Below are 16,558 nucleotides of genomic sequence, written 5' to 3' on the forward strand. Positions count from 1 at the left end.
AGCCTCCGGGACACGCTCTCGGAGGCTTTTCCTTGAATTAAACAATGTAGTGCTTTAACTTTGCAGGGTGATAAAGGAATTTGATGACCTGAATTCAACACTTCAGTGCATATTGCCCTTGAAGCAGATAGAGAATACTGATATCATAGCGATAATATTTACTTTGTATGTCAGCTACGGATGGAAAGGGCGGGGGATTTTGTGACAAAAAGAGCGTATAACTTTAATGCAGGGCCTGCGGCGTTACCACTTGAGGTACTGGAGCGTGCACAGGCGGAATTTGTAGATTTTCGTAATACAGGCATGTCGATTATGGAGATGTCTCACCGTGGAGCGGTGTACGAGTCTGTACATAATGAAGCTCAGGAGCGCTTGTTGTCGCTTCTAGGCAATCCAAAAGGATACAAGGTTCTCTTTCTGCAGGGCGGTGCGAGCACTCAGTTCGCGATGCTGCCCATGAACCTGCTCGGAGCAGGACAGACAGCAAGTTACGTAATGACTGGCAGCTGGGCCAAGAAGGCTCTGTCTGAGGCGAAGCTGATCGGCGAGACACATGTTGCTGCATCTTCGGAAGCAGAGAAATTCATGAAATTGCCGGATGTTTCGAATCTGAGTTTGCCTGAACGTACGGCTTATGTGCATCTGACTTCCAACGAAACGATTGAAGGTACGCAATTCAAGTCATTCCCGGATACCGGTTCAGTACCTCTGATTGCGGACATGTCGAGTGATATTTTCTGTAAACCATTCGATCTCAATCAATTCGGCATGATCTACGCGGGCGCACAGAAGAACCTGGGTCCATCCGGAATTACGGTTGTGATTGCTCGTGAGGAATTGGTGAGCGAATCGCCTAAAACGATTCCAACCATGCTTCGTTACAGCACACATGTAGACAACAACTCCCTATACAATACGCCACCTTCCTTCTCGGTCTATATGGTGAATGAAGTATTGAAATGGATTGAAGAACAGGGCGGACTGGCTGGTATTGAGCAAAAAAATACGAAAAAAGCGGAATTGCTCTATAACACGATTGATTCCTCCGGTGATTTCTACCGTGGTTGTGTGGAAACAGAAGATCGTTCCCTCATGAATGTAACCTTCCGTCTTGCTTCGGAGGAACTGGAGAAAAAGTTCATTAAAGCATCCGAGGAAGAAGGATTCGTAGGTCTGAAAGGACATCGCAGTGTCGGTGGTCTCCGTGCCTCCATTTACAATGCAGCTCCTTATGAGAGTGTTAAGGCGCTGACAGACTTCATGAGCCACTTCCAGAAGACAAATGGATAAATTAGTATAGGTACTGTGTCATGGACCTTCGTGTCTAATCCTATGCCTTACCAGAGCCTTCCACATTGACGTGTGGAGGGCTTTTCTTTAAGATTAGAGGGTTGTCGTCAACATGAAATGAAAAGGAGATTGAACACATATGGCTTTACACATCGTTCTGGTTGAACCAGAAATCCCGGCGAACACAGGGAATATTTCGCGTACTTGTGCGGCGACTGGTACCCATCTGCATCTCGTGCGTCCACTTGGATTTCGAACAGATGATGCTACATTGAAACGGGCAGGGCTGGACTACTGGCATGCCGTTCATATTGAATACCACGATTCATTCGAAGAGGTTCAGGAAAAGTATTCGGAAGGTCGTTTCTTCTACGCAACTACGAAGGCGAAGAACCGATACAGTGATTTTAAATTTCAAGATGGGGATTTCCTTGTCTTTGGTAAAGAGACTAAAGGCCTGCCACCTGAATTAATCGCTGCCAATCCCGACACATGTATGAAAATGCCAATGACTGGTGACGTTAGATCATTAAATCTGTCCAATTCGGCAGCAATCATTGTGTATGAAGCATTGCGTCAGCTTAATTTTCCGGGGTTAGAGGGTTAAATTCGGGTTATTAATGACGGCTAGAATTCGGTAAAAAAACATTTTTCAAAAAAAAGGACAAAAAATGTTTATTTCCAGCAGGATTCGACAAAATGTTGGCGAATCTATAAACATAGTACAAATGTACCTAGAAATTTAGAGTAAGATAGGAGAGGTGTGCCGTAGCTATGAAGCCAGCTGGAGTAGTTCGCAAAGTTGACCAATTAGGTAGGATCGTATTGCCTAAATCTTTGCGTAAAAGGTATCAAATGAATGAGGGAGATCCTGTAGAGATCTTAGTACAAGGGGACCATATTATCTTGGAGAGATATCGTCCGAAATGTATTTTCTGCGGATCCATCGAGGAAGTCAACGAGTTCAAAGAGCGTTACATATGCGCACAATGTTTAGATGAAATGACTCAGCTTCCACAGCACGGGTAAGAAATCACGTCATGGGGTCCATTGACCCCGTGGCGTTTTTTTTGTTTTAGTTTTATTTATTATCCACCCGATCGTACTATTCCAAATGAATAAAAGGAAAATACGTAAACTAAGGTTGGATGCATGTAGGTAAAATCTCATCCCATACGGCATTCAGGATGCCCTGCATATTTTCTTCCTCACTGTTAATACATATGACCGCTTCCCTTGAAGGAAGGATGATGCACAACTGACCATAGGCACCATCGGCACGGTAAGCATCATGAGAACACATCCAGAACTGATACCCGTAACCTTTTCCCCAATCACCATCTCCAGTCGTTTCGATCTGCTGGGACGTAGCCTGTCGAATCCAATCCGCAGGTACAAGCTGTCTGCCTTCCCAGTAGCCCTCCTGCAGCAATAACTGACCAAATCGACTTAGTTCCTCATTGCTTATCCAAAGACCAGCACAGCCAAGCGTTACGCCGAGTGGAGAGGTTTCCCACTCTACATCATGAATGCCAAGCGGCTCAAACAACCGTGGAGTCAGGTAATCTTTTACGGTTTGGCCGGTAGCAGCCTGTAGCATGGCCGAGATCATAAACGTATCACCGCTGCTGTATGTAAATTGTTCTCCAGGCATCCGGTCCAGAGGTAGAGACATGTAATGTTTCGCCCAATCCTTCTCGGTCAATGAAGCTCGTTCATCAGCCCAAAGAGGCGGCGAGTCATGGCCTGAAGACATTCGAAGAAGATCACGTAACTTCAGGTCCCGCGGCGAGGAGAGATTATGTTCTGAAATGGGTACATGATCATAAGAGAAATAATCACCAAGTGTGGCATCCAGATGTATCAGACCTTCTTCGAGCGCAAGCCCAACGGCCATACAGGTGAAGGATTTGCTAATGGAATGTTGTACCCGGCGCTGATCCTTATCCCGGTCCCAATGGGCTAGCAACTGCCCTTTTTGTAATATGCGAATGGAGAAAACGTTCAATTGTTGCTCGGTAATCGTTTGGATGAAGCCTTTAAGTTGCTTAGACATATTAACCTCCCTAATATCAGGTGAAACCTGAGTAAAATCGGTTGGTGAAACGTTTCCGTAATTCGAATGCAAAATCAGAACCCATGTTAGTATAAACCTGGTTTGGTGTCAATTAAAGTTGTAATAGCACTGACTAAAATTTCATTTTTTCGCAATAATAGTGTCTTTGGGCGCGAATTCAGACTTTTAAAAGCATGTTTTCGAGAAAATAACGCGAAATTTGTAAAAAGGTTATTGACAGGATTTACTCATCGGGCTTATGATTTATTCGAAACGATTCGAAGAAATCGCTTCCACATCAAAAGTGTTGTAATGAAGTCCATGTGAATCAACGTTGGCTATGTTTTGAAACGATTCGAGAAAATCGTTTCGATAACCCATCGTAATACAAGGGAATCTACAACAGCCTGCAAACCAACGCCAGAGAAACGAATGAGTAAAGACAGCAGGCGCTGATGAGAGGGGTTACATTATGGCACATATAACGATCGAAACTGGATCGCCAACCTTATGCATGAATACGAGCATACATGTTGTGTCCAGTGACTCCGGAGAGACTTCAGGCGGTACACTATATCTGTTGCACGGGGCAGGCGATAATGCGAGTACCTGGCAGCGTTTAACCACAATTGAGATGTATGCAGCGCAATACGGCTGTACCGTCATTATGCCAGAAGCGAATCGAAGCTATTACACCGATATGGAATACGGCCTGAATTACTTCCACTACATCACTCAGGAGTTACCTGAAGTATGCAAGCGTCTGCTCAATCTGAATCCTGATCCGGAGAAAACGTACGTTGCCGGTTTATCGATGGGTGGATATGGTGCACTGAAATGTGGGCTAACTTATCCAGAGCGATATCGCAAAGTAGTGTCTTTATCCGGCGTTACGGATATCCAGACAAGGCTTCATGATCCCCATATGCCAGCGACCATGATCAAGGAAATGAAAGCGGTTTTTGGAGAACGGTTACAGGTAAAAGCCGATCAGGATATTTACAAACTGTCGGCCAAGCTGCTGGAACAGGGTGTACCTTTACCGGATATCCTCAGTTGTTGCGGCGACAGTGACCCCTTCGTGGAGATGAATCGCGATTATGCGAAATACATGCAGGGGACGGCCTTTGATTTTCGGTATGTGGAGACGCCGGGGGCTCATGAATGGAGATTTTGGGAGCACCACCTGAGAACGATGTTTGATTTTCTGTACAACGACAAGACCACAGTAGAGTGAGGAGATGCAATGTGAAACCTGCAGCCGAAGGACCTAGCAAAAAGCTGAAGGGAAACGTGAAGGGCAATTCGCTCTGGACTGAAATCTGGAAGCACCGAATGACATATACCCTGCTTATTCCGGGGCTTGTCTGGCTAATCCTGTTTGCCTACATGCCGATGGGTGGCCTGTCTCTGGCATTTAAAGATTACAAGGCCAACCTGGGCATCTGGGGAAGTCCATGGAGCGGATTCGAGAACTTCAAATATGTTTTCCGTGATCCAACCTTTATCGATGCCGTATGGCGTACGCTGTACATCAATATTCTGAAACTGATTATTCAGTTCCCGTTCCCGATCATTCTGGCGTTGTTGCTGAATGAATTGCGGATGCGTAGAGGGAAAAAATTGTTCCAAACCGTTCTTACATTCCCGCACTTTCTATCCTGGATCATCGTATCCGGCGTAGTCATCAATGTGCTGGCATATGACGGATTGGTAAACAGCGCGCTCGGATTACTCGGATTGCCAACGATTAACTTCCTGGGATCCGAATCTAACTTTGTACCCATGTTGCTGTTAACTGATATTTGGAAATCAAGTGGATGGGGCGCGATTATATTCTTGGCTGCCATTTCCGGTATTGACCAGGATCAGTATGAATCAGCACAGATTGACGGGGCTTCCCGTATGCAACAGATGTTCAGAATTACTTTACCGAACATCCTTCCAACCATCACGATCATGTTTATTCTGTCCGTTGGTGGATTGATGTCTTCCGGTTTCGACCAGATCTTCAACTTGGCGAATGCCGCTACCAAAAATGTATCGGAAGTACTCGATGTATACATCTATCGGATTACGTTCCAGTCATCAACCGATTTCTCATTCTCGACAGCGGTCAGCTTGTTCCGTTCCCTGGTGAATATGGCCTTGCTGCTTCTTGCTGACAGATTTGCCAAGTGGCTTGGCGGAGACGGTTTGTTCCGATAAGAGAGGAGGAGAAATGAGATGAGCAAGAAAGCTAACAAAAAGCCGAGAATTGGCACGGAAAGAATGACACTTCTCGATTACTTCATATTTGCGATATTACTTGTGCTTGCCTTAATGATTCTGATTCCATTCTGGAATGTCATCATGATCTCGTTTGCAACACAAAAAGAGTATGCCGACAATCCATTTTTGATGTTCCCTAAAGAATTCACATTGGATTCCTATAGAGCGCTGTTCGCTGATGGAACGATTCTGTCGGGGTACAAAAATACAATTATTTTGCTCGCCATCGGCTTGCCGCTCAGTTTGTTCCTGACAACGAGCATGGCGTATGGCCTTAGTCGCAGCAAATTCCCGTTCAAGAAGTTTCTCTTTTTCCTGGTTTTGTTCACCATGATTTTCAATGGTGGTATCGTACCGCTGTACCTGATCATGAAATCACTTCATCTTACAGGTACGCTGTGGTCCGTTATTCTGGCGGGAAGCTTCAGTGCTTTTAACATGATTCTGATGATGAACTACTTCTATACCTTGCCTGAATCGCTGATGGAATCGGCGAGATTGGATGGTGCAGGAGAGTGGAGAATTCTGTTCTCTGTTGTTCTTCCGCTGGCTACACCAATTATGGCTACAATCACATTGTTTTACGGTGTGGCCTACTGGAACAGTTGGTACGATGCGATGATATTCCTGCGAAAAGCGGATCAGCTGCCGCTGCAGAACGTACTCAGAAATATTATCGTCACATCTCAGACGAACGCATCCAATGCATCCAGTGTGGATGCTGCCCAAGCGAGCAATTTCTCAATGGGTATGAAAATGGCGGCTGTATTTGTAACGATGGTGCCGATTATGTGTTTCTTCCCAATGCTGCAAAAGCACTTTGCCAAAGGGGTATTAACAGGGGCAATCAAGACCTGATAAACACATAGGATTTGGACTACAAATTCGACTAAAAACATGGGGGTAAAAGCATGGAAACGAACAGAAAGTTGTCAGTTAAATCTCTTTTTGCCATCACACTCTGTCTGTTGATGTTGGTGGTGACAGCTTGTTCCAGTGGTGGTTCTGAAGGTAGTAACGAGAAGGATGCTGAAGGAAATTATACAGATAACCTTACCATCTCCGTAGCAAACCTGACGGAAATTAAAAACGGGAACTTGGATAATGAGTTCCATAAATTCTGGACAGACAAGTTCAATGTAACATGGGATTACAACTATATCGATTGGGATTCATGGGGCGAGAAGCTTCGTTTGTGGATTAACTCTGGCGACTTGCCGGATGTAGCGGTATGGAACTACGTGCATGGCGATGCCATGAACAGTATTGAACAAGGCTTGTTCTACAAATTCCCGGATGACTGGAAAGAACGCTGGCCTAACGTGGCAGCAGCTTACAATTTGACGGGTCTTGGAGATAAGTTGGAAGAATTGACGGGTGGAACATACGTCCTGCCTAGACCAATCTATTTCGAGAACAAACCGGCTGACCCATTGACGAACCAAATTGGTGTCATTGCGCTTCGTAAAGACTGGGCTGAAGCGGTTGGTTTTGAACTGAAAGATGCTTATACAACAACTGAACTGAACGAATATGCTGCGCTTGTGAAAGAAAAAGATCCAGGCAAAGTGGGTAACAAACTTGTACCTCTGTCCTACAATGCCGGAGATGCGATGACAAATATCATTATGCCGAACAGTGTGCATGCCATGACCGATTCTCCGTTCTACAAAGGTGAAGATGGCCAGTTCCACTGGGGACCTTCGGAGCCTGAGACACTTACAGGGCTGAAATTGATGCAAAAAGCATACAAAGATGGATTGCTCAATCCTGAGTTCTACACATGGAAAAACAATGAAGGTCAAAATAACTTCAAAGTAACAGGTACAGCTGCAGTAACAAGTCTGGGCGGACTGGCTTCGTACAGACAAGGTCTGGATTCCGATATGAGAAAGAATCTCGGTGTAGATAGTGATGAACTGGTACACACAGCAATCGTAGTGGGCGATGACGGGAAATACCGTAACATGGAGCAAGCTAACTTCTGGTCTGCATTGATCTTCAATCCGGACATCAGTGACGAGAAATTCGAACGGATCATGGATCTGATTGACTACTCGACGACAAAAGAAGGACAGTTGCTCATTAACATGGGCTTTGAAGGAACGGATTGGAAATATGATGAGAACCAAGAACTGGTTAGCTTGTTGCCAGAAGGAACAGTATTGGAAGATAAATATCCAGCACGTTTCGAAGGTCTCTACCTGCTCGGTGACGACTTCAGTGTTGTAAACCCTGCAATCCAAAAGGATTACCGTGATAGAGCCGTGAAATTGTTCGAAGAAAAAGCAAAACTCGGTACAGAAGGCAACTCACTTGCAACATACGATTGGGATGTCAATCTGTACGATTCCAAAGCTAAGAGTCAGGCTTCATTCGATTACCAGAACGAATATGCCAACCTGATCCTCAAAAACGGAGATCTGGAAGCGAACTGGAAAGAATGGGTAAACAGTAAAATGTCCCTGGTTCAACCTTACCTGGATGAGCTAAACGAGAAATTCTAGTAATCGTTCAGTAATTAATTTTGAACCCGGTGCGCGGTCTCTCCCCGAACGCAGCCGGGTTCTTTATTTCAACAACTTGTAGTGGAGGATATTATCGATGAATAACGAGCAGTTACTAGACCTGGTAAAACAGATGACGTTGGAGGAAAAAACAGCTCAGCTTCTTCAGTTGACTGCCAACTTTTATGAAGGAACGAATGTTGAAGGTCAGATCACAGGACCTATGGAAGAGATGGGAATCACGGAGCAGTCCGTGGATGCCAGTGGCTCCATCCTGGGGTTGTCCGGTGCGCAGGCCATCATTGATGTGCAACAAGCTTATATGAAGAAGAGTCGTCTGGGCATTCCGCTCTTGTTCATGGCTGATGTAGTACATGGATTCAAAACCATCTTCCCGATTCCGCTGGCGATTGGTTGCTCATGGGATACCGAACTTGCTGAGAAAAGTGCTGAAATTGCAGCACGGGAATCGGCTGTATCCGGTTTGCATGTAACCTTTGCACCGATGGTGGATCTGGTTCGTGACCCGCGCTGGGGTCGTGTGATGGAGACGACAGGAGAAGATCCTTATCTGAACAGCTTGTTCGCGGCTGCATTTGTAAGAGGATATCAAGGAGATAGCTTGAAAGATGAGCCTGATCGCCTTGCAGCTTGTGTCAAACACTTTGCGGCGTATGGAGCGGCTGAAGGTGGTCGGGATTACAATACGGTGGACATGTCCGAGCGTAACTTGCGTGAGTACTATTTGCCAGCGTACAAAGCAGCGTTGGATGCAGGTGTGGAAATGGTCATGACCTCGTTCAATACGGTTGACGGTATTCCGGCAAGTGGCAATGAGAAGTTAATGCGCGGCATTTTGCGTGAAGAGTGGGGCTTTGATGGCGTATTGATCTCGGATTGGGCTTCCATTCGCGAGATGATTGCACACGGTGCTGCGGAAGATGACCGTGAAGCGGCGTATCGTGCCATTCGTGCAGGGGTAGATATGGAGATGATGACACCTTGTTACGTTCATCATTTGCCTGAGTTGATTGAGAGCGGTGAAGTAGAAGAGGAGCTCATTGATGAAGCCGTTCTGCGAATTTTGCAACTGAAAGAAAAGCTGGGATTGTTCGACAATCCGCTACGTGCAGCCGATCCGGAACGTGAGCGCGAGATTGTTTTCTCCAAAGAGCACCGTCAGGTATCGTATGAACTGGCAACGAAATCAGCTGTCCTCTTGAAGAATGATGGCAATGTTCTTCCACTTCAACCGAAAGCTAATGTAGCCCTCATTGGTCCTTTTGCACAGAGTCCTGACATTCTGGGTTGGTGGTCCTGTGAAGGGGTTAAGGAAGATGCAGTCAAGCTGGGAACAGCTCTGCAAGAGCGCCTGACGGGTGGGAAAGTTCATTTTGCCCAAGGCAGTGATGTTCATACGATTACATCTGAGCAGATTGCCGAAGCCCTGGAAGTGGCAAGCAAAGCAGATCTGATTGTTCTCGCTCTGGGTGAAGACTCAGCGATGAGCGGAGAAGGTGGCTCACGCACATATATCCGTCTGCCAGCAGCCCAATTGGAATTGGTCAAACAGCTCAAAGCAGCCGGCAAACCGATTGCTACCGTTATTTTCAACGGCCGTCCATTGGATCTGCATGGTGTAATTGATGAATCGGATGCTGTTCTTGAAGCCTGGTTCCCCGGTAGTGAAGGCGGAGCAGCGATCGCAGATGTTCTGACAGGTGTAGTGAATCCATCGGCACGTCTGACGATGTCCTTCCCGCAGTCTGTAGGTCAGATTCCGGTCTATTACAACCATTTCAATACAGGACGTCCACTGAACCCGGAGAAGACGGAAGAACGTTATGTTTCCAAATACATTGACAGCCCGAATGAACCGTTGCTTCCGTTCGGTTATGGTCTCTCTTATACATCCTTCGCTTATGGTGATCTTGAAGTCTCAAGTAATGAATTGACTGCTGATGAGTCCCTGAGCATCCAGGTACGTGTAACAAACACGGGTGAGCGTGCAGGTGTGGAGACGGTTCAGTTGTATGTTCGTGATGTAACGGGTGAAGTGGTTCGTCCGATGCGTGAGTTAAAAGGATATGTGAAACTTGCACTTGCGCCAGGCGAGAGTGGTACAGCCACGTTTACATTAAATGAAGAACAGCTTCGTTATCACCATTCGGACTTAAGTCATCGCAGTGATCGAGGCGAGTTCCATGTTCTTGTAGGTGCAAACAGTCGGGATACCCAAAAGAAATCATTCAGACTCGTTTAATCCGGGGGATGGAAAGAGTAATGTGTCAGGCCTTTCGCTATGGAAGGCCTGATAAACATAACAGGGGAGCGAAGAATGTGGTCAGTATCAAGGATATCGCCAAACAGGCGGGAGTTTCCATCTCCACCGTGTCATATGCGCTGAATGGCAGCAACAAAGTGACCGATGAGACGAGTTCCAAAATTTTGGCCATTGCCAAAGAGTTGAACTATGTTCCGAATGCCGCTGCAAGAACACTGAAGAAGAGGGAATCCAAAATTCTGGGTGTATTCTTGACCGATTTTAGCGGAGATGTATATGGAGACTTGCTGAGTGGCATGAAAGCCGTATGTAATGCTCAAGGTTATGACCTGATCGTGTGCAGCGGCAAACAATCCCATCGCATGCTTCCGGAACGGATGATTGATGGTGCAATCATTTTGGATCATACGTTTGCGAGTGAGGAACTGATGCAGTATGCCGATCGAGGGCACAAAATCGTTGTACTGGACCGGGAGATGGATCATCCCAACATTAATCAGGTTCTGCTGGATAACAAAGCCGGGGCGACACTTGCCATGGAGCATCTGATTGAACAGGGACATAAGAAAATCTATGTGGTGACGGGACCGGAAGGTTCGTTTGACTCTGTGCAACGTCTAAAGGCTGTAAGACAGGTTGCGGAACGTGAAGCCGATGTGGAATGGATTGAGATCACGGGGGATTTTGAGAAGAGCGGTGGAGAACGAGCCGCAGATCAGATTGTACAGGTATATGACGGACCTGCAGCGGTATTCTGCCTCAATGATGAGATGGCTATTGGTCTATGTGATCGTCTGGCAGACAGTGTGCTTGGCGTTGGTCAGGAGATTGATGTCATTGGATTCGACAATATTGAACTGAGCAAATACGTGCAGCCGAGATTGGCAAGCATTGATTATTCCAAACGCAAGTGGGGATCGCTCGCTGCTGAACAATTAATTAAGATTATTGCTGGAGAACCCGTCGACCATGAACGAATTTACGTGACATTGGTTGAAGGTGGGTCGGTGAGTGGACCCAATCAGTCTGAATCTGTGATATCCATGCGGAATGACAGGGCGGTTAGCTATTGATCCCGAATACAGGAAGAGACAAGGCTTAGAAGAAATGCATCATTCTTTTAAGCCTTGTCTCTTGCTATTTCGAGGATGAAGTATTAAAGCATTAAAAAAGCCTCTCCGGAGAGAGGCTTGGCCTTTACAGACCTTTTGTTTTGTCATTGTTGTAGGATGAAGTGAGAATGCCTGCAATGAAGAGAGTCAATACGACTGCAATAATCCAGAATGTCAGTGAAAACGACATACCCTTCGCACCTCCTGCACAAGCTCATTTTCTTCTATTATACCCATTATAGGTAGAAAAGAAATGCTTCACCCTATTATTTGTAAAATAAAAAGTGTGTGGGCACCGGTCTGAGGCTGCCATCTGAAGGGTTATTCACAACCCGATTATTCAGTATAAGCGAGGAAGATCCACCGCCATCCAGATTATAGGCGTCGATGACCCCAAGCTTGTACAACCGTCCTTGCAACTCTTCAAGGGTAGCACCGGAACTTCCACCCTCATTATATCCGTCGACCACAATGATTAATAACTGATCATCCTTATAATTGCCAATGACTGTACGTGGTGCTCGTTTGGGTGATACTTTCCATTTGGCGGGAATCGCGGTTTTGCGCCCGTTCTGTAGTAGCACCGGCACAAACGTAGCTCCAAATTGCGGTTGTAGGCGATCCAGGGAGTTTTTATCGAAGAACTTGCCTCCGACCAGCTTGCCGGTATCGTTAAGTCCTACAAAGAACAGATCTTTGAAGCTGGCCTGAAAACCATTCACGTATTTTCCGTCCATGACGGTTGTGCTGAGCGGATAACGTTTGCCACCACTGTCAGCAAATCCGCCTGCGTTGATCCCGGCAATTGCACCGTTACGTTTCACAGCCTGCATGGTTGTCTCAGATCGTCCAGGTTCGCTGTCCAGAGCCATCTGCATGGCTGTGGGATCTTTTAGCTTGATCTTCATGGCATAGCCCTTATAGCTGCCAGGATTCACTCTGTACATTTCAATCGTCAATCGGTCACTGTCTACCCGTTCAAATGGAACGCCCAGCTTGGATGAAATACGCTTGTTATAAATGGTTTCTGGGCGATCTGCCTGGGCAGTAGCCTTCTGTACAAGTGTAGACATCGTACTTGTTGTTTTATTATAGAGCTGCGTCGTTCTTTTAATAGAAGAAGAAGTCTGGACAGCAGCGTCTTTTGCCCCCGCAAGTTCTTGGCTAATTGCTTGGGTCCGGGGTGTGATGGTGTCCTCTGACAGTTCGGTAGGAAGCAAACCTCCGGGTTCAAGTGGAGGACGAAGCAGCAGCAAGCATACTATTAATCCAACAAAAGGAGCGAGTGCAAGCATAAAAAAACGATTAACCTGTTTGACGGGTGTAATCATTTGAGCAGGTCCATCTTTTTCTGGAGTGTCTCCAGTTGTTTTTTGACTTCGCTCAGCTGGGTATACAGTTTGTTGCTGTTATCCGTTTTGTCACTTGCATTATCCTTGGTAAAAGTCAGCAATTCATTGAAGGATTGCACTTGCCCTTGCAGGTCTGCGACTTCCTTCGATATCGTTGTTAGCTGCTTTTCGTAGTCGGTTTTTAGCGCTGCAATCTGCTGCTGATTATGGGCCTGAAGCTGGTTAATCATCTGTTGCTGGAGATGGTTACTATAATAGTAGGTTCCAACGACTCCTAGTGCAATGAGAACAATCCACATTACCAGAAACAGCTTGATTGAAGATCCGGCCTTGCCTTTGGCGCTCCGGGTGTGATGGATGTCAGAGGGCGGGGCAGATGGTTTCATATCATCACTCCTGGTCATTTATAGGTACAAAAATTTTTCCAGTCCTCATTCTATCATGCCCCTATTGATTACGCAAAAATGAAATTCTTTACTTAATAGAGTAAAAAGAGATTGCATCGGAAGGAAGTCCTAGGATACAATTTCTTATAGATGCAATAAGTAGGAACTTTGGGCAGGTTTTTCGACTTTTTTAGATAGAAATGCAGGAAATTTATACTATATTTTGACCTTTCCGGGCATGGAAAGATGAACGTCATGGTGTTTTTATGACAAAATACAGTGAAAATAGAGCTTTTTTAGCAACTTTACCCTGTATTTTTCCGTTTTTCGACATAATCCGACCTATGCTTCTTCTATACTCGGACTGTCGCATAGACAATGGAATCATCATGGCAGAAGGTAGAAGTTATTTGTCCAATACATAACAGGGGGAACAACAATGAAAAAAGTATGGCAGGTGGTCATCGTAGATATCCACCCCACCAGCATGCTCGGTACAAAATTGATTTTGGAAGAGCAGCAGGATCTGACGGTACGTGGCATGACTTCGACCGGAACAGAAGGGCTCGATCTGGTGAACATTCACCAGCCTGATCTGATTCTCATGGATTATCGTCTTCCGGAGGGTCAGGCAGATCAATATATTGCCCAGATGAAGAATCTGTCGGCACATAGTCACATCATCATTTTGACGGATGAAGACAATGTGAAGCTGTTTCGTCATCTGATGAGTCTTGGTGCAAGCGGCATGCTATCGAAACAGGCTTCCCCTAGCCAGCTGATTCATCTGATCTCGGGGTTACGTGAGGGACATGTATCCATTCCATTATCGTGGTTAAACAGTGCGGAGTGGGCGCAACCTGTGGAGTCTCCAACCGAAGAACGGGTCATTGAATTAACGGAAACTGAAACTTTTATCATGGAAAGAATTGTTCAGGGTGTAACCTATGATAAAATAGCGAGTGAGATCAACGTTAGCAGGCGCTCGATTGATAATTATCTGCGTAAAATATACGTGAAGCTGGAAGTAAGCAGCAGAGCACAGGCCATTGAACGTTATGCCTTGCATGCAAGGCAGGCGAAGACGGTATCCTGACGAACGCGTTTAGTTCTTCCCATCCTCATAACAGGTCAGGTGTGCATCCGGTCATATTCGATGGCGAGCAGGAATAGGTTGTAGGGCTGCGGACTGCGAGTTCAGTTTCGATAGGGATGAAAGGGGATCGGATCGATGAAATATTTCTTTGCTTCTCGTACCAACAGGCTTTTGTCATCACCGCTGAGGGATATACGTGAGATGTCTGGCAGGGATTATTTCATTTCTCTGGCAGAAGAATTGCCTGCGGAGGAGTTGTTTCCTTTCAAATTGCTGGAAGAAGCAGCGGTGTCTGTCTTTAGTTCAGGCCCCTCCGCATTGCAATATGGAGAGCCAGCAGGCTACACACCCTTGAGAGAGTGGTTGAACAAAGACTGGAATGCACGCAAAGGCATACGAACGGTACCCGAGCAGATTCTGTTGACCACTGGTACCCAGCAGGCCATCGATCTGGTGATGCGTCTATTGCTTGAGCCAGGGGATTCCGTATTGGTTGAACATCCTACATCTCCAGGCTGTCTTGAGGTTCTGGAGATGCAAGGCGCCAAGATAGTGCCCGTGATGGGTGATCGGGACGGGATACTGCCAGATCTTTTGGAGCAGCACATGCAGCAGGTGAGACCGAAGCTGCTTTTTGCTGCACCCAGCTTCTCGAATCCGACCGGTGCGCTGTGGAGTATGGAGCGGCGGGAGGCTGTCCTTGAGCTGTGTTCGCGCTATGGTGTGCTGCTTGTGGAAGATGATTCTTATGGAGAGCTTCATTTCGACGGCCTTGAGCCAGCGGAATTTTATCGTAAATATCCTTCACTCTTTGCACTGGATACTGCCGACCAGGGAGGACATGTTCTCTACATCGGTTCGTTTAGCAAAACGGTAGCGCCCGCTCTTCGAACCGGATGGGCTGCTGGACATCCTGCGCTGATTCAGGCCATGGCCTCAGTTAAACGGATCGCAGATGGTCAGTCCAGTCCGATGAATCAGCGGCTGTTGTATCAACTGCTGGCTCATTCCCCTTTTCGATGGAGTGATCACCTGTCCATGCTGAACCGGGAGTATAAGACAAGGCTCAAACTGATGCTTGAACTGTTGAAGAGACCGGGCTGGAAAGGATGTCAGTACAACATCCCTGAGGGCGGTATGTATCTGTGGGTACAGTTGCCGGAAGGATTGGATAGTGGTGCCCTGCTCAAGGCGGCTCTGCCCAAAGGTGTATCTTTTCTTCCAGGATCGCTATGCTCCACAGGTGTACAGGATCAACGTTACATTCGATTGAACTTTAGCCATCCGGGACGTGATGAATTGCTGCTCGGCATGAACCTGATCAGTGAAGCCATATCCGAATTTACGGCTCGCAGCTGAGTCGAATCAAAAATAGATTGTAGCAAATTGCAAATTGGTTCATGAACATCGTGATTACGTTATTGCATCCACTAACATTTTTATATATAATATGAATTAATGAGTTGTTGGTTTCTTTATATAAGCTGCAATTGTGGCGAGTTCAGGAAAAGCGCTCATATATTTTATCTAACGGGGGAAAATTCAACATGTCTAATATTTTATTCGTAAAAGCAAATGACCGTCCTGCAGATCAAGCAGTCAGCGTTAAATTGTACGATGCATTCTTGAGCGCATACAAAGAGTCCCACCCAGGTGACACAGTTACTGAGTTGGATCTCTACAATACAGATATTCCTTACTATGGCAACACTGTAATTACAGGTGGCTACAAAGCGGCAAACGGCATTGAAGCAACTGCTGAAGAGCAAAAAGCTGCAGCACTTGCTGCACAACTGCAAGATCAATTTTTGGCAGCAGACAAAGTGGTATTTGCATTCCCGCTCTGGAACTTCACTGTTCCTGCTCCACTGGTGAACTACATTTCCTACCTGAGCCAAGCTGGTAAAATGTTCAAATACACAGCTGAAGGTCCTGTAGGTCTCGTAGGCGACAAAAAAGTGGCATTGTTGAACGCACGTGGTGGCGTTTATTCCGTAGAGCCAATGGCTTCTGTTGAAATGTCTGTTAAATATGTAACTAACGTATTGGCTTTCTGGGGCATTCAAAACCCTGAGCTGGTTATCGTTGAAGGACATAACGCTTCTGCAGATCGTGCTGAAGAAATCGTTACTGCAGGTCTGAAATTGGCTTCCGAAGTAGCAGCAAGCTTCTAATAGCATTCTTCTATATAGAACATACAAAAA

General features: G+C 46.1%; 15 protein-coding genes. 12 read left to right on the plus strand and 3 right to left on the minus strand.

The window, feature by feature from the left end:
* Nucleotides 1-201: 201 nt before the first annotated feature.
* The 3 genes from serC (at nt 202) to MHI06_RS09215 (ending at nt 2,319) form a co-directional block, all read left to right on the plus strand.
* Complete coding sequence (serC, locus tag MHI06_RS09205; protein ID WP_169478781.1) at nt 202-1,290, plus strand: 3-phosphoserine/phosphohydroxythreonine transaminase; 1,089 nt, start codon at nt 202-204, stop codon at nt 1,288-1,290.
* A gap of 139 nt (nt 1,291-1,429) precedes the next feature.
* Complete coding sequence (gene trmL / locus MHI06_RS09210; protein ID WP_062833482.1) at nt 1,430-1,897, plus strand: tRNA (uridine(34)/cytosine(34)/5-carboxymethylaminomethyluridine(34)-2'-O)-methyltransferase TrmL; 468 nt, start codon at nt 1,430-1,432, stop codon at nt 1,895-1,897.
* A 167-nt stretch (nt 1,898-2,064) separates the two neighbouring features.
* Entirely contained in the window at nt 2,065-2,319 is a 255-nt protein-coding gene (locus tag MHI06_RS09215; RefSeq protein WP_036610032.1) for an AbrB/MazE/SpoVT family DNA-binding domain-containing protein, read from the plus strand.
* A gap of 109 nt (nt 2,320-2,428) precedes the next feature.
* On the opposite strand, the gene MHI06_RS09220 is transcribed toward MHI06_RS09215, so the two are convergent.
* Complete coding sequence (locus MHI06_RS09220) at nt 2,429-3,346, minus strand: serine hydrolase (RefSeq protein ID WP_340401271.1); 918 nt, start codon at nt 3,344-3,346, stop codon at nt 2,429-2,431.
* A gap of 472 nt (nt 3,347-3,818) precedes the next feature.
* On the opposite strand from MHI06_RS09220, the gene MHI06_RS09225 reads away from it, so the two are divergent.
* The 6 genes from MHI06_RS09225 (at nt 3,819) to MHI06_RS09250 (ending at nt 11,481) form a co-directional block, all read left to right on the plus strand.
* The gene (locus tag MHI06_RS09225; protein WP_340401272.1) at nt 3,819-4,583 is read left to right on the plus strand and encodes an alpha/beta hydrolase family protein; all 765 of its coding nucleotides are present in this window, start codon (nt 3,819-3,821) and stop codon (nt 4,581-4,583) included.
* A gap of 11 nt (nt 4,584-4,594) precedes the next feature.
* Entirely contained in the window at nt 4,595-5,554 is a 960-nt protein-coding gene (locus tag MHI06_RS09230) for an ABC transporter permease subunit (RefSeq protein WP_062833485.1), read from the plus strand.
* A gap of 18 nt (nt 5,555-5,572) precedes the next feature.
* A complete protein-coding gene (locus tag MHI06_RS09235) occupies nt 5,573-6,475 on the plus strand; it encodes a carbohydrate ABC transporter permease (RefSeq protein ID WP_169478778.1) in 903 nt (300 codons plus the stop codon).
* A 53-nt stretch (nt 6,476-6,528) separates the two neighbouring features.
* The gene (locus MHI06_RS09240) at nt 6,529-8,124 is read left to right on the plus strand and encodes an ABC transporter substrate-binding protein (protein ID WP_169478777.1); all 1,596 of its coding nucleotides are present in this window, start codon (nt 6,529-6,531) and stop codon (nt 8,122-8,124) included.
* A 97-nt stretch (nt 8,125-8,221) separates the two neighbouring features.
* A complete protein-coding gene (bglX, locus tag MHI06_RS09245) occupies nt 8,222-10,387 on the plus strand; it encodes a beta-glucosidase BglX (RefSeq protein WP_340401273.1) in 2,166 nt (721 codons plus the stop codon).
* Nucleotides 10,388-10,464: 77 nt separating this feature from the next.
* Nucleotides 10,465-11,481, plus strand: a complete 1,017-nt coding sequence (locus MHI06_RS09250; RefSeq protein WP_340401274.1) for a LacI family DNA-binding transcriptional regulator — start codon at nt 10,465-10,467, stop codon at nt 11,479-11,481.
* A gap of 305 nt (nt 11,482-11,786) precedes the next feature.
* Here the strand turns inward: MHI06_RS09250 and MHI06_RS09255 are convergent, their stop codons facing one another.
* Nucleotides 11,787-12,851 carry a phosphodiester glycosidase family protein gene (locus MHI06_RS09255; protein WP_169478774.1) on the minus strand — a complete coding sequence of 355 codons (1,065 nt, stop codon included), beginning with the start codon at nt 12,849-12,851 and terminating at the stop codon, nt 11,787-11,789.
* A complete protein-coding gene (locus tag MHI06_RS09260; protein WP_062833490.1) occupies nt 12,848-13,258 on the minus strand; it encodes a uroporphyrinogen-III C-methyltransferase in 411 nt (136 codons plus the stop codon). Before MHI06_RS09260 ends, MHI06_RS09255 begins: the two co-directional genes overlap by 4 nt.
* A gap of 439 nt (nt 13,259-13,697) precedes the next feature.
* Here MHI06_RS09260 and MHI06_RS09265 point away from each other — a divergent pair, with 439 nt between their 5' ends.
* The 3 genes from MHI06_RS09265 (at nt 13,698) to MHI06_RS09275 (ending at nt 16,528) form a co-directional block, all read left to right on the plus strand.
* Nucleotides 13,698-14,354, plus strand: a complete 657-nt coding sequence (locus tag MHI06_RS09265; protein ID WP_062833491.1) for a response regulator transcription factor — start codon at nt 13,698-13,700, stop codon at nt 14,352-14,354.
* 135 nt (nt 14,355-14,489) lie between these two features.
* The gene (locus MHI06_RS09270; protein ID WP_062833492.1) at nt 14,490-15,713 is read left to right on the plus strand and encodes a PLP-dependent aminotransferase family protein; all 1,224 of its coding nucleotides are present in this window, start codon (nt 14,490-14,492) and stop codon (nt 15,711-15,713) included.
* Nucleotides 15,714-15,901: 188 nt separating this feature from the next.
* Nucleotides 15,902-16,528 (plus strand): FMN-dependent NADH-azoreductase, encoded by a 627-nt coding sequence (locus MHI06_RS09275; RefSeq protein ID WP_340401275.1) that lies wholly within the window; start codon nt 15,902-15,904, stop codon nt 16,526-16,528.
* The last annotated feature ends 30 nt before the right edge of the window (nt 16,529-16,558 follow it).

It is taken from the genome of Paenibacillus sp. FSL H8-0079, assembly GCF_037991315.1.
Lineage (GTDB): Bacteria > Bacillota > Bacilli > Paenibacillales > Paenibacillaceae > Paenibacillus.

Coding starts and splice junctions, on each gene's coding strand:
- trmL (WP_062833482.1), top strand. CDS start 1,430: ATGGCTTTACACATCGTTCTGGTTGAACCAGAAATCCCGGCGAACACA.
- MHI06_RS09215 (WP_036610032.1), top strand. CDS start 2,065: ATGAAGCCAGCTGGAGTAGTTCGCAAAGTTGACCAATTAGGTAGGATC.
- MHI06_RS09220 (WP_340401271.1), bottom strand. CDS start 3,346: ATGTCTAAGCAACTTAAAGGCTTCATCCAAACGATTACCGAGCAACAA.
- MHI06_RS09225 (WP_340401272.1), top strand. CDS start 3,819: ATGGCACATATAACGATCGAAACTGGATCGCCAACCTTATGCATGAAT.
- MHI06_RS09235 (WP_169478778.1), top strand. CDS start 5,573: ATGAGCAAGAAAGCTAACAAAAAGCCGAGAATTGGCACGGAAAGAATG.
- MHI06_RS09240 (WP_169478777.1), top strand. CDS start 6,529: ATGGAAACGAACAGAAAGTTGTCAGTTAAATCTCTTTTTGCCATCACA.
- bglX (WP_340401273.1), top strand. CDS start 8,222: ATGAATAACGAGCAGTTACTAGACCTGGTAAAACAGATGACGTTGGAG.
- MHI06_RS09255 (WP_169478774.1), bottom strand. CDS start 12,851: ATGATTACACCCGTCAAACAGGTTAATCGTTTTTTTATGCTTGCACTC.
- MHI06_RS09260 (WP_062833490.1), bottom strand. CDS start 13,258: ATGAAACCATCTGCCCCGCCCTCTGACATCCATCACACCCGGAGCGCC.
- MHI06_RS09265 (WP_062833491.1), top strand. CDS start 13,698: ATGAAAAAAGTATGGCAGGTGGTCATCGTAGATATCCACCCCACCAGC.
- MHI06_RS09270 (WP_062833492.1), top strand. CDS start 14,490: ATGAAATATTTCTTTGCTTCTCGTACCAACAGGCTTTTGTCATCACCG.
- MHI06_RS09275 (WP_340401275.1), top strand. CDS start 15,902: ATGTCTAATATTTTATTCGTAAAAGCAAATGACCGTCCTGCAGATCAA.